Here is a 13474-nt window from a genome sequence, read left to right on the forward strand (position 1 = left end):
CGACCTCTTGGGGACCGGAAGCAGGCGCTCAGGTCAGGCGGTCCGCCGCCGCGGCGCGCACGGTCGTGGTTTCGATCGGGTCGTCGGCCAGTTCGCGCAGGCGTGCCCGGGTCTCACGGGTGAGCGGCGCCCGTGCGGCGGCGAACGCCCGGACGTCTTCCTCGCAGTCCCACAGGCCTTCGATTAGCAGGTGGTCCGGTCGCACGGGGCTGAGCGCCACCAACGCGCCGAGGTAGGCGGCGCGTTCGTAGGAGTGCGGGGTGTCCGACCACAACCGTTCCAGGATGGGGACGGCGCGGTGCGCCGCGGTCGACCCCGGCAGTCGTGCCAGGCCGGTGGCCGCGACGTCGTAGCCGCACCAGTCGTCGCCGGGTGGGCGTTCCAGGGTGTGCAGCATCAGTTCGACGTCCCGGTGGTCGCCGTGCGTCGCGAGGACGCGGGTCGCGATCAAGCGGAGGGGGTGGTCGGGGTCCGCCGACCAGCGGCGCGCGTGGTCCGCGGCCCGTGGTCCCAGCGCGCGGAGGGCACGGCCGAGTCCGGGCACGGGTCGCCGCACGGGGGTGTCCAGCACGAGGTGCTCCGCCAGGTCCAGCAGGGCGGGTTCCGGGCCGCGTCGGGTGATCTCGAACAGCGCCCGGGTCTTCGCGGCCGGCGGCAGGTCGCGGTCGAGGAGCAGCGCGAGCAGTTCACCGGTGGGGCGGTCGCGGTGCGGGTCGGGTCTGCCGTGGGCGCGGTCGGTGTCGGGTCGGGTGGCCCAGGCGTGCTGCCGCGCCCAGGTCAGCCACGGGTCGCTGCGCCAGAGAAGGCTGCGGCGGTCGTCCGGGGTCAGGCGGTGCCGCGCGGTGGCGGCGAGGTCGTCCCACCAGGCGTGGGGCCACTCGGCGGCGGCGGTTTCGAGCACGTCGATCCAGTGCGGGCCGTCGCGGACGTAGTCCCGGACGGCGGTGACGGCCTCGCGGGACCCGGCGCTGCCGAGGGCCACCAGCAGGGAGGCCACGGTGAGGGTCGCCTGGTCGTCCGTGCTGTCCCGCAGCAGGGCGGTGATCGGGTGCGGCGGCAGGGCGAGATCGCGGACCAGTCGCGCCAGGTACACCGTGCGGCTGTCGACCTGCCAGTCCCAGCGGTAGTCGTGCGCGACGCAGTCGTGGACCAGGTCGGCGGAGTGCGGGTCGGTGGTCGCGAGCACCGCTCCCCGGCCGCGGCCGCGGTGCAGCATCCCGGCGAGGGTGTCGGCAGGGGCTGGGCGCATCGACGCCATTGTGGGCCGGGAGGAGCGGGCGAGCGAGCGGTTTCGGGGGTGTGACCGCGTCTCAGCCGCTCTGCGTGGACCTGCGCGTCTCGGCCGCGTGCTGGAGTGGCGGTGTCGGGACGGCCCACGGGTCACCCGGGTGGTCGTGTCGTGCGGCGAGGTGGTTCTGCAGGCGTGCGTGGCGGAACTGGTAGACGGCGCCGACCTGGCGCAGGATCCCCAGGCGATGGGCTTCGGCGAGGAACTCCTGGAGCCGCCACGGCAGGCGGCCCCTGGCCGCCTGCACGAGCCGTGCGCTGGTGTAGTGCGCCCAGGCCGAGGCGTTCAGGGCCACCACGAGGCAGGCAGCGGAACTGCTGAAGAACGCGTAGACCACCCCGCGCAACGTCGTACCCGGGTCGAAGCCGTCGCGGCCGACATAGCGGATGAGGGCCCACGGGACGTCGTCCGTCAGCACGGGCGCCAGGACCGCGACGGTCCCCGCCACCAGTGCGAGGAGCCGATCCGCTCGGACGGACGACGCCGGTGTGACGACGTCGCGGAGACCGCTGGGATTCTTGATCCACCTCAGGAAGGCGAACCCGACGCCGATGACCGTCCCGCCCGCGAACCCGGCCGACGCGGCGCCGACGGAGGTGGTGACGCTGCCCGTGCCGAAGGTGAAGACGCCGCAGATCGCGGCGATGACGAGGGCGGTCGCCCCGGTCAACCTCACCGCTCCGGGCAACCGGTGGCGCCACTGGTGGGTGGAGAAGCCGGCCCGGCTGGGGACCGCGGGTGGCACGGGAAGGCCCGCCACGAGGATCACCAGCACGAACAGCACTCCGCCGGTGCCCGCCCGGCCCAGGACGTCCTCGACAGCCTCTCCCCAGCCGTTCCGCTGCCCGGTCGCGAAGTCCCATGCCGTGACGACGCACGCTCCCACCGCCGCGCCGCCGAACGCGGAGAGCGCCGCCGTCAGGATCGGAGACCGGACGCGGGCGCGTCGCGCGAGCCAGGCCGCGATCAGGATGACGCAGGCAGGTCCGGGCACGGCGCGGAGCAGCCACCCGACGGCGTCGTCGTGCACCAGGTCGTGGCCGCCGCCGGGAACCAGTGCGTAGGCCTTGCCCAGCAGGAAGTCGAGCAATGCCACGACGGACATCCACAGCAGCACCCGCCGCCGCGGTGAAGCAGACGTCGGCGTCCACCGGTAGAGCTGCCACCAGGCCAGGTCGTAGGTGCCCTGTCGTCGCAGTCCGGCCGCGAGGTGCGTCAGGTGCCGGTGAGCCCGAGCCGGGTGCCGGCGACGTCCGGCGGCTTCCTGTCGATGAGCGCGGGTGTAGAGGGTCGGGACGAGTGCGTCGAGCAGGTGGTGCTCGACGGAGGTAGAGGTGGGGAAGCGGCCCGTGTCGGTGAGTTCGGTGGGGTCACCGGGTGCGTCGGCGTAGACGGTGCGGGCGAGCGCCACCACGAGCGGGCTGGTGAGGGCTTGGGCGGTCGGCCCGTCCGGGTGCTCGGCCAGGTGCTCGGCCAGGGTGTCCCAGCGCTCCTGACGGGGGCCGGGCGGGGTGGCCAGGCGAAGCAGGGTGACCGCGTCGTCGGGGCGGACGGGTGAGGGTGTCACGACGGCCGCGCCGGTCAGGACACCGGCGTCGGCCACGGCGGTGGTGTAGTCGGCGGTGCGACAGGTGAGCACCACGGGGGAGTGGGGATCGAGGGTGTCGTCGAGGGCGGTGAGCACCGCGGCGCGGCCGGGTTCGGGGCGTTCGTCGAGAGCGTCGAGCACGGGCAGGACGCGGCCGTCGGCGAGCAGGTCGTCGATCGCGGTGGGGCCGAAGGTCTCCACGTCGGCCAACGCCGGGTAGTCGGCGGCAATCCGGCGGCGCAGCCACGTTCGCGGGCTTTCGCGGGACGGGTCGAACGACGCGAGCGAGAGCAGCACCGGCACCGGTTCGTCCGGGTCGCGGTCGCGCAGCAGGGCGAGGGTGAGCAGCACGGCGAAGGTGGTCTTGCCCGATCCCGCGGGTCCCAGGACGACCAGGCGGCGGCGGGGCAGGCCGCGGAACGCGGAGGCCAGCTCCTGCGGCGCGTCGGCCCGGCAGCTGACCGGGTCGCCGATCAGCTGCCGGTGATCGCCGACGTCGGGCAGGGAGCAGTCGGCCCACCGCACGGGCAGTGGCGCCGGGTCGAACAACTGCCGCAGCGCCGCCTCGTCCTGCCACTGCCGGCGCACCAGTCGTGCCAGCAGCAGCGCGGCGTCCGCCACCTGTCCGGGGGTGGACGGTCCGCGTCGCGGGTCGCGCCGCCACGCCCAGACCGTCAGCACGCCGAACAGGCCGACCACCGCCGCCACCACGGAGCCCGCGTCCGCCGCCTGCTCGGGCTCCGCCCACACCCACACCGCCACCTGACCGGCCGCCAGGACGGCGCACAGCAGCCACGTGAGGACCCACCGCCACCGCATCCCCACCTCCGACCTGCCGCCCACGTGATCCGCAGCCTGCTCCCGCGTCGACGTCCTTCCCCGACACCACGAGCGTGCCCGTTGACCACCTGTCGCCATGACCGGCCCGTTGTCGCCCGTCCGGGTGTGCCCGGATCAGGTGAAGGGTTACTGCGGTGGCCGGCGCGGGCGATGCAGGCGCACGTGGACGTGGCGTGACCGCGTTCCCCGGAGGGCTGATTCGCCAGGCTCGTCCGAGTGCACGTGCCAGGTCGTGCACATGGGGGTCCCACCGCTGGGTAGGACGGCGGGTGGCCGAGCACGGCCGGAACAGTTCCGAGCAGGAGTCGAAAATGGGCAACGCGATTGTGCAACCGAGGTCGGGAGCGGGCGGTCGGGCGGCCATCTACGTCGACGGCCCCTACCCCGGCAGCGAGGAGACCGCGGCCGAGTTGGCGACCTCCGGGTTCGGCACGGTGATCCTCTGGACCCTGCACGTCCACGAGAACGGCGACCTCTTCTACAACGAGGACCGGATCGTGTCGGACGGGGAGTACTGCGGCGACGGGACGTGGCCCGCCTGGGTGAAGTCCCTGAAGACCAGGAAGAACTCGAAGGTCGGTCGCGTCGAGGTCTCGATCGGCTCCTACGGCGCCGCCGACTGGGAGAACATCGAGAGCCTGGTCAACCGGCGCAGCGCCGACGGCGGCACCGGGCCCGACAGCATCCTGTACCGCAACTTCGAGGCCCTGCGGGACGAGCTCGGCGTCGACGTGCTCAACAGCGACGACGAATCGTGCTACGACGTGAACTCGACCGTGGAGTTCGCCCGGATGGCAGAGGTGATCGGGTACCGGAACTTCACCTTCGTGCCTTACGAGGAAGTGGGCTACTGGCAGGCCGTCATGAGGGAACTCGGCTCCCTGGTGGACCGCGTCTACTTGCAGTGCTACGCGGGGGGCTCGGGCAACGACCCCGCGGATTGGGTCGATGAGCTGGGCATGTCGGTCGACCCGGGGCTGTGGTGCAAGAACGGCTCGGGTTGCGCGGACGGCGACTCGCCGGAAGCGGTCAAGCAGACGCTGGAGGACATGGGCAAGACCACGTCGATCTACGGCGGGTTCCTGTGGCGCTACTCCGACATGCGACTGTGTTCGGCCCCGGGACGGACCGTGGCGGACTACGCGGCGGCGGTCAACTCCGCGACTCGCGCCAAGGACGTGTCGACCTCCGCCGCCACCGGCGGGCCCGGACGATGAGCGACCGCGGTCGCGCGGTGCCGTGAACCTGTGCGACCGACGCTCCCACTGTCCCCACCGGCCACGATCGCGGATCGGGAACCAGGCTCGGTAGGATCGCCGCTGCGGGGCAGGCGGGGGGCGACCGTGACCGGCGACGACGTGCTGGAGATCCTGGACGCGCTCCGGAAGGCCGGCAGCGACGTGTGGATCGGCGGGGGCTGGGGCGTCGACGCCCTGCTGGGCAGGCAGACCCGCCCGCACCGGGACCTGGACCTCATGCACCGCGGCGGACAGGAGCCGGCTGTCGTCGCGACCCTCGCCGAACTGGGCTTCGCCGAATCGGTCGACTGGCGTCCGGTGCGCTTCGTCGTCGTGGACGCGAGGGGACGCGAGATCGACCTGCACCCGCTCGTCTTCGCTCCCGACGGGAGCGCCACGCAGGCGTCGCTCGAACCAGGGCGGCCGTTCGCCTACCCGGCGGCGTGCTTCGTCACCGGCACGATCCTGGACCGCACCGTGCCCTGCCTGTCAGCCGAGCAGCAGGTCTACTTCCACCAGGGCTACGAGCCCACCGACCGGGATCGCCACGACATGGCCCGGCTCCGCGAAGCGTTCGGGATCGCCACCCACTTCTGACCCCTGCCCGGCCCTGCTACCTGCACCTGCCGGCCGCGCCCGTGCCGGCGGTCCGGTCCCCGGCACGGCCCGCGCGACGCAGCGCGCGTGCGACGTCGGACCGCCGGCGACACCGGACCTCAGAGGCGCGCGGCACCCTTCGCCGTCGTGGACGCGGTGGCCTGCGCACGTCGCTCACGGGCGCGCTCGTCGGCGCTGCCGCGGACGCCGTCGGCGGTGGCGGCGGACCCGGTGGGAGCGGAGTGGTCGCCGACGATCCCGCCCCGGATGCTGTTGGTGTCCGCCACCTCGGCCACCGGGTTGTTCGCGGTCAGGCGGAGGACGCCGTTGACGATGTTGTCGTCCAGCGTGGTGCGACCACCTGTCGTGTTCGAGATGCCGACGTCCCTGGCGAAGTAGCCGCCGGAGGCGCAGCTGTCGAGGCCGCCGTTCGGGCCGAGCTGCACGCCGCCGAGGTTGCCCGCGAACGTGGCCCGGCCGCCGACGGCGGTGCCGCACACGACGCTGCCGGTCGGGTTGTTCAGCACCGACAGCGCCCCGTCCACGAAGCTGTCGTGCAGGTCGGTGAAGTACGCCGCGGTGGTGCTGACGTCGCCGGTGACCTCGCTGCCCGTCACGCTGACCTCGCCGACGCCCGAGGTGAGGTCGCCGTCGATCCTCGAGCCCCGCTCGACGAACAGGAAGCCCTCGATCGTCGCCGAGCCCTTCGGTTCGACGACCACGCCGCCGACGTCGGTGTTGTTCAGGTAGAGCCCGAAGCCGCCGGCCGCCAGGGTGACCCCGCCGTCGACCCTGGTGCCGGTCGAGTCGAGGTAGCCGTCGGCCGCGACCTTGACCGAACCGTTGACCGTGCCGCCGGTGATCACGAGGTTCGAGCCGGCGGCCACGCGCACGTTGCCGGTGATGGTGGTGCCCGTCAACGAGCACGACTCGCCCGGCGGCACGTACAGGTCGCTGGGGACCGTGACGGCCCCGCCGCTGCCGACGCAGTACATCACGAGGTCGGCGTGCGCCTCCTGGACAAGGCCCAGCACCGACGCGGTGACGATGGCGCTCACGGTCGCGAGCGCGGGTGCGGTCCGTCTGGTCATCTCGGTTCTCCCTGCTGCGGTGGAAGGAACTGCTCGCCGATGTCGGACCGCGAGGCCGCGCGCACGAGGACGGCCTGCTCCCGCGAGGTCAGCACGCCCCTGGTCACCAGGTCGGCGGTGACCAGTTCGACGTGCCGGACGAAGGCGCCGTGGTCGGGGTACTCGCCGTGCTGGTCGACGAGGTCGCTGACGGTGCAGCCGTTGCCGGTGTCGACGTTCGCCACCCCGGTGTCGTCAGGCCCGATGACCACCGTCTCGCGCGTGTCGGACTCGGGGCAGGCGTCCGCCCCCGGCTCGACCACGGTGAAGGACACCGACTTCGCCTCGGCGGTGTTGCCCGCCTTGTCGGTGGCCCGGTACCGCACGGTGTGGCTGCCCGCCGTGCCGACCACGACCGCCGACGAGTACGCGGTCCACTCGCCGCTGTCGAGCGCGTACTCGACCCGTTCGACGCCCGACTGCGCGTCCGACGCGGTGATCGTCACGGTCGCGTCGTCCAGGTAGGCGCCGTCGGGGTTCTTGGCGCCGGACACCACGGCGGACGTCGTGGGCGGCTCGGTGTCGACCGGCGTGGCGACGACGGTGAAGGCGACCATGCCTTCCGGTGACGTGTTGCCCGCGTTGTCCGTCGCGCGGAAGTGGACCATGTGCGAGCCGGCCGCGGTGACCTCGACCGGTGCGGTGTAGGCGGTCCACGGCCCGGAGTGCAACTGGTACTCGCGGCCGCGGACGCCGGAGTCCGCATCGGTGGCGGTGATGGTGACGGTCGCCTTGTCGACGTAGTTGCCCTGGGCGTCCTTGGTGCCCGTGACGTCGGCGGCCACCTCCGGCGGTGTCGTGTCGGACGGCGGTTCGACCACGCGGAACGACACCGAGCCGACCTCGGAGGTGTTGCCCGCCCGGTCGGTCGCCCGGTACTGCACGGAGTGGTCCCCGACGGCGGTGATCCGGACCGGCTCGGTGTGGGGCACGAAACCCGTGTCGTCGACCTCGTGCTCGACCAGCCCCACGCCCGACCCCGCGTCCGAGGCCGTGACGGTGACCGTGGCGCTGCCGAGGTAGTTGCCTGCGGCATCGCGCGGGCCGGTGACCTCGCCCGTCACGGTGGGCGGGGTCGTGTCCTCACCGCCCTCGGTCACGGTGAACTCCCCGGACATCGTGCCGTGGCCGGGGATGGTGCAGAGGTAGCGGTACTTGCCCGGGGTGAGCGTCACCGCGGCCTCGTGCCTGCCGTTGCGCGTGTCGAACGGGTTGGCCAGGATGTTCAGCTCCACGTCGTGGTTGTAGCCGGGGGTGGAGGTGTCGAAGGTGAGGGTGTGCGGCATGCCGGTGGTGTTGCCGGTGGCCTCGCTGTTCTCGAAGACGATCTTCGTCGGGCCCGGCGCCGCGGTGGTCGGCGCGGACTTGTAGCGGGTGATGTCGTTGTCGGCGGTCCAGGTCAGCACCTGCTCCTGGGCTCGGGCCTGGACGGGAGCGGCCGGGATGACGGCGGTCAGGGACATCAACGCCGCTGCCACCGCGGCGGTCGAACGTCGGAACATGGTGCACCTTCCTGAGCGCGGACCTGCCGGTCACGGCTGGAGCGACCGCACTCGGATGTTGCGGAAATCGATCACGTCGGTCGCGCCGTGGTTCTGCAGGCCGAGGAAGCCCTCGGCGAACTGGCGCAGGTCCGTCGGCGGGTCGCTCGGCCGGGACGACTGCTTGCCCGGCGCGTTGTCGAACTCGTTGATCACCACGCCGTCGCGGACGATCGTGTAGTGCCGGCCCACGACCCGGACCTCGTAGTCGTTCCAGGTCCCCTTCGCGGGCACGCCGGACGGCGGCCGCCCGACCGGGTCGAAGTTGTAGACGGACCCGGTCTTCTGCGGCTCACCCGTCGGGCCGTCGTAGAGCTGGATCTCGTGCCCGCAGTAGATCGCCACCCAGGCCGCCGACGTCCGCGCGGAACCCACGGTCCCGCAACTGCCCGGCGGGCGTTGCTCCACCGGGACGCGCGGATCCGGGAACCTGGTGAACACACCGCTGTTGGCGTGGGCGCCGTCCGGTGACATGTCGCGGAACTGCAGCTTCACCGAGAAGTCACCGAACTGCTCGCGGGCGTACCACAGCATGCCCAACCCACCGGAGGAGCGCAGCGAACCGTCCGGCTGGATCGAGAACGACCCCGACGGCGCCTGCGACCAGCCGCGCAGCGACGCCGCCGTGCCGTCGAAGATCGGCTCGTACCCGGTGTTGCCCGCCGTGCCGACGTCGGAGCCGGCGGCGGCACGGGCCAGCGCGGTGTTCTCGCGGCCGGTGATCACGCCGTCGCGCTGCAACCGGTCGGCGACCGCCGTGACGTGGCGGACGAAGGCGCCGTGGTCGACCCACGCGCTCTCGTCGTCGATGAGGTCGTTGACCGTGCAGCCGCCGCCGACCGGGGCGTTGGCCACGCCCGAGTCCGTGTCGCCCAGCCGCACCGTGGCGCGGTCGTCGGGGACCGAGCAGCCGACGTTCACGGTGAGCGGCACGACCTGCGTCTCGCCGTCGGCGTACGTCACGGTGAGCTTGGCGCGGTGCTCGCCGACCCGGTCGTAGGTGTGCCTCGGGTCGGCTTCGGTGGACGAGGTGCCGTCGCCGAAGTCCCAGCGGTGCGACGCGCCGCCGGACCGCGAACCGGTGAAGGCGATGGTCAGCGGCTTGTTCTGCACCTCGACCGCGGTCGCGGACGGCGCCGGCGTCTTCGCGCCGCCCCGGTAGGTGATCCGGATCAGCTTCTGGTTCGCGTGCAGGCTGAAGAACCCGCCGCCGTAGTCGAGCAGGTAGAGCGCGCCGTCCCGGCCGAACTTCGCGTCCATCCAGCTCTGCAGCCGGTCGTTGCCGAGGCCACCGGGGATGATCGCGCGCAGGCTCTCGGCGAAGGCCGGGGGAGCGGCGGTCGGCACGCCGGCCGGGTCGATGGTCACCGCGACCCGGTTGGCCGAGTTGGACTGGTCGCCGATGAACCACTTGTCGTCCCAGTACTCCGGCCACGCGACACCGCTGCCGGTGTCGACCAGTTCCCGGTGGTAGGTCGGGCCGGTCATGACGGCCTGGCCGCCGCCGCGCAGGTACGGCTGCGTGTAGGTGGCGTCGGCGGCGTTGTAGGTGGGGATGCCGCTGCCGTCCGGCCGGTCCGGGAACACCGGGCCGCCGCCGCCCGGCGCATACCAGATCATGTTCTTCTTGACCGGCGGCAGGTCGACCAGGCCGGTGTTGCGCGGGGAGTGGTTCTTCGGCGCGTCGCAGTCGTACCAACCGGTCAGCACGGTCGCGTCGGTGGTGCTGCGGTCGCGGTACGGCTGCTTGTCGCCCATGCAGTAGGGCCAACCGTGGTTGCCCGCCTCGGTGATGATCGTCGCGGTCTCGTACTTGGCCGGGCCGAGCTCCGGGCTCGGTTGCACCGCGTCCGGACCGACCCAGGCGGCGGTCAGCCACTGGGTGACGGGGTCGATCTGCAGGCGCGAGATGTTGCGCACGCCCATCACGTAGATCTCGGGGCGCGTCTTCGCGGTTCCGGGCGGGAACAGGTTGCCCGGCGGGATCGTGTACGTGCCGTCCGGCTCGGGGTGGATCCGGATGATCTTGCCGTTGAGGTCGTTGGTGTTGCCGGCGGTGCGGCGGGCGTCCTGGAAGGACAGTCCCTGCCAGTCGGCGGCCCAGTTGTTGCCGGAGTAGCCCTGCGAGCCCAGGGACGAGTTGCTGTCGCCGGAGCCCACGTACAGGTTGCCCTCGGCGTCGAACGCCATGCCGCCGCCCGCGTGGCAGCAGCTGTGCTGCTGGACCTCCCACTGGAGCAGGTCCTTGCGGGTGGCGAGGTCGATCGTCTGCGCGGCGCGGTCGTAGGTGAGGCGCGAGATCGTGCGCTTGCCCGTCCGCTTCTCCCGGTCGACGGTGTCGTGCGGCATCCAGTAGACGTAGAGCCGGCCGTTCTCGGCGAACTCGGGATCGGGCACGATGCCCAGCAGCCCCTCCTCGTTCTTGACCAGTTCCGTGCCGCTGCCGCGGTTGCCCATCACCGGCAGCGTCGCCAGCAGCTTCACCTGCTTGGTGTCCGGCTTGAACTGGTGGATCGTGCCGCAGCCGAGGCCGACCTCCGGGTCGGTCCACGCGACGACGGGGCCGGTGGGGCAGGCGGCCTTGCCGACGTAGAACACCGTGCCGTCCGGGGCGACGGTGAGGCCGTGCGGCTCGCCGATCTGGTCGAGCTGACCGGTCTGGTTGGCCGCGGTGAGCCGTTCGACCTGGTAGTTGGCCGCGATGGTGGCCTGGCAGTCGCCGCGGACCAGGCCGGTCGTCCACTTGAGGGCGCCGGTCAGGTGGCTGCGGAGGGCCTGCTCGCCGTAGCCGTCCTCGGTGTGGCCCATACCGGTGTAGAAGGACCGACCGCCTTCGTGGTCACGGCACCAGGACACCGGGTGGAACGGGCCGTTGGCGCCCGGGCCCGGGTCGTAGTGCCGCTCCTCGACCTGGGCGACGGTGTGCACGGTGCCGACCGGGTTGGGCTCCCAGTTGTACCAGCGGTCCGAGCGGGTGATGGTGAGCGGCAGGCCCTCGTTGGCCGGGTGCTGCCGGTCGACGAGGTTCACCACGGACTGGTGCACCTCGGGGTCCGGGATGGGTGTCGGGTCGCCGGAGAACAGGCGCAGCTCGGCCAGCTGGGTGATCGGCTCGCCGCCGTTGGCCGTGATGTCCAGGCGGTAGTGCTGGAACGACCGCGGTTCGGCGATGGTGAACGTGCGGCTCTGGAAGCGTTCCGCGAAGGTCTGCCCGGTTCGGCGGTCCAGGTCGGTCCAGGTCGTGCCATCCGCGGAGCCCTTGAGCGTCCAGTCCTTCGGGTCACGGCCGGGCGCGTCGTTGGCCGAGGTGAGCGTGTAGCGGTTCACCGCGGCGGCGGCCGGCAGCCGGTAGGCCGCCCACGCCGTCGTGCCGCGGACCAGCCACTTGGTCTCCGGCTTGCCGTCGGCCAGCATCTCCTTGGTCTCGTTCGGCGGGTTCTCGCCGCTCGCCGTCACCGCGCTCGCCGTCTCGGGGGTGGCGGTGGTGCCGACCGGGCGGGCGCCGATGAGGCCGGTGAACCAGGACGACTCGGGTTGCGCCTTCGCCGCGTCGGCCACCCCGAGGAATCCGCCGCCTGCCTTCACGTAGTCGCGCAGCACCGCTTCCTGGTCACGGCTGAGCGTCGCGCCCGAGGCGGACAGGAACACGACGGCGCGGTACCGGGCGAGGTTGTCGGCGGTGAACGCGGCCGGGTCGGACGACTCGTCGACGGCGATGCCGTTGGCCGCGCCGATGTCCCGGAACGCCAGGGTGGCGCGCACGACCGGGTCCTGCTGCTCGGCGGCCGGGCCGTGGAAGACCAGGACCGACACCGGCGTGGCGGCGGCGGTCGGCGCCTGCCGCGGCACGGCCGGTGACGCGGTCGCGGAGGTGAGCGATCCGCCGAGCAGGACCACCGCCGCGGTCGCCGCCGACAGCGCCCTGCTCCCTGTTCTCCCGCGGTGTCCGCCCGGAGCGGTCCTTGGCCCCATCCCTCACTCCTTCGTCGTCGTCGGCCACGAGGTCATCGCGTCGACGAGTGGTGGTGCTGCCCTTCGGTCGGGGCTTGTGCGGTCGCGGCGCCGTGGCCGTGCCCGCGGAACCGGTCGATCGCCTCCTGCGCGCCGGGCGGCATGCTGCCGTCGGCGTTGCGCACGAGGAAGATCCCGGACATCCCGGTTTCCGAGTGGTTCTGCACGTGGCAGTGGTACATCCACGCGCCGGGGCCGACGCCGTCGCCGGCCAGCACCTGGAACCCGAACGAGCTGCCGGGGTTGAGGTCCTTGTTGTCGATCACCCGGCTCGGGTCGGACGCCCCTTCGAGCATCCCGGTGCGGTTGTCGGCCCACCGGTGCGCGTGCAGGTGGAACGTGTGGAACTGGGTGCCGTGCCCGATCGCGATCCACTCCACCCGTTGGCCGAGGTCCGCCTCGAAGATCGGTGTGTGCGGCGCCACCAGGTTGTTGATCGTCATCTCGTTGAACACGACGGTGAACTGCTTGTCCGGCAGGATGTCCCCGCGGCGGCGCACGACCAGCGCGCCGTACAGCCCGCGTGCGATGCCCAGGGAACCGTGGTCGGTGCCCATGGCGTGGTCGTGGTAGTGCCAGTAGCCCGCGTTGCCGGGCATCAGGCGCCTGCCCGCGGTGGCGACCATCTCCCGTGACCGCCAGGTGTAGGTCCGCGTCTCGCCGGGGTTGTTGAAGGAGGCGTTGAGCGGGCTGCCGTCGGACTCGACGCCGTAGTCCACGCCGTGCGGGTGGATGGACATCCGCCGGTCGGTGTTGTTGACCAGGGTGACCTCCAGCGCGTCACCCTCGTAGATCTCCAGGACCGGACCGGGAACGGTCGCCCGACCGGGCGCCAGGCCGTAGCCGTACAGGTTGTCCGGCAGGGATTCCGCGTACAGGGTGACCTTCTTGACCACGCCCGCCTGCGCGCCGGCGGCCCGTCGGGGCGCCACCGGGCCGAGCGTCATGGCGGCCGGCACGGCGAGCCCCGCCGTGCCGGTCGCCAGCACGGCCCGCCGGGACACGAGCCTGGTGAACCAGCCGGGTTGGGCGTGCTCGGTCATCGTTCTCCATCCAGGTCGACGGCAGGTGTCCGGAAAGGGCGACGCCGGTGCCGGAAAGGCGTGGAACAATGTGGGCACGGGCGGCTCGGGAATGGGCGGATCGTCCATTCCCCGCAGCGAATGAACCGTCCGGGGTGTGCTTTCGCGGACGGCGTCGGAGGTCGTGGTTGTCCGGTGTGCGGTTGAGCGGAGTTCGGC

The 13474-nt window shown here is 72.2% G+C and carries 8 protein-coding genes; 2 read left to right on the forward strand and 6 right to left on the reverse strand.

Annotated elements, in window-relative coordinates; translation table 11 throughout:
• Positions 1-28 precede the first annotated feature (28 nt).
• On the reverse strand, positions 29-1249 hold the full coding sequence (locus LNK82_RS02185; RefSeq protein WP_230565192.1) for a hypothetical protein: 1221 nt from the start codon (positions 1247-1249) through the stop codon (positions 29-31).
• Positions 1250-1310: 61 nt separating this feature from the next.
• Positions 1311-3695 (reverse strand): NACHT domain-containing protein, encoded by a 2385-nt coding sequence (locus LNK82_RS02190; RefSeq protein WP_230565193.1) that lies wholly within the window; start codon positions 3693-3695, stop codon positions 1311-1313.
• A 332-nt stretch (positions 3696-4027) separates the two neighbouring features.
• Between LNK82_RS02190 and LNK82_RS02195 the strand changes: the two genes are divergently transcribed.
• On the forward strand, positions 4028-4933 hold the full coding sequence (locus LNK82_RS02195) for a lysyl endopeptidase (RefSeq protein WP_230565194.1): 906 nt from the start codon (positions 4028-4030) through the stop codon (positions 4931-4933).
• A 126-nt stretch (positions 4934-5059) separates the two neighbouring features.
• Positions 5060-5551, forward strand: a complete 492-nt coding sequence (locus LNK82_RS02200; protein WP_230565195.1) for a nucleotidyltransferase domain-containing protein — start codon at positions 5060-5062, stop codon at positions 5549-5551.
• Between the two features lie 119 nt (positions 5552-5670).
• Here LNK82_RS02200 and LNK82_RS02205 read toward each other — a convergent pair whose 3' ends face one another.
• Genes LNK82_RS02205 through LNK82_RS02220 form a run of 4 tightly spaced genes read right to left on the reverse strand, consistent with a single transcriptional unit; the run spans position 5671 to position 13276 of the window.
• Positions 5671-6642 carry a hypothetical protein gene (locus LNK82_RS02205; RefSeq protein WP_230565196.1) on the reverse strand — a complete coding sequence of 324 codons (972 nt, stop codon included), beginning with the start codon at positions 6640-6642 and terminating at the stop codon, positions 5671-5673.
• Complete coding sequence (locus LNK82_RS02210) at positions 6639-8183, reverse strand: OmpL47-type beta-barrel domain-containing protein (RefSeq protein ID WP_230565197.1); 1545 nt, start codon at positions 8181-8183, stop codon at positions 6639-6641. The genes LNK82_RS02205 and LNK82_RS02210 overlap by 4 nt, the downstream gene beginning before the upstream one ends.
• A 30-nt stretch (positions 8184-8213) precedes the next feature.
• Positions 8214-12194: a ThuA domain-containing protein gene (locus LNK82_RS02215; protein ID WP_230565198.1), complete on the reverse strand. Its 3981-nt coding sequence runs from the start codon at positions 12192-12194 to the stop codon at positions 8214-8216.
• Positions 12195-12226: 32 nt separating this feature from the next.
• Positions 12227-13276 (reverse strand): multicopper oxidase domain-containing protein, encoded by a 1050-nt coding sequence (locus tag LNK82_RS02220; protein ID WP_230565199.1) that lies wholly within the window; start codon positions 13274-13276, stop codon positions 12227-12229.
• Between the last annotated feature and the right edge of the window lie 198 nt (positions 13277-13474).

It is taken from the genome of Saccharothrix luteola (genome assembly GCF_020859565.1).
GTDB classification, from domain to species: Bacteria; Actinomycetota; Actinomycetes; order Mycobacteriales; family Pseudonocardiaceae; genus Actinosynnema; species Actinosynnema luteola.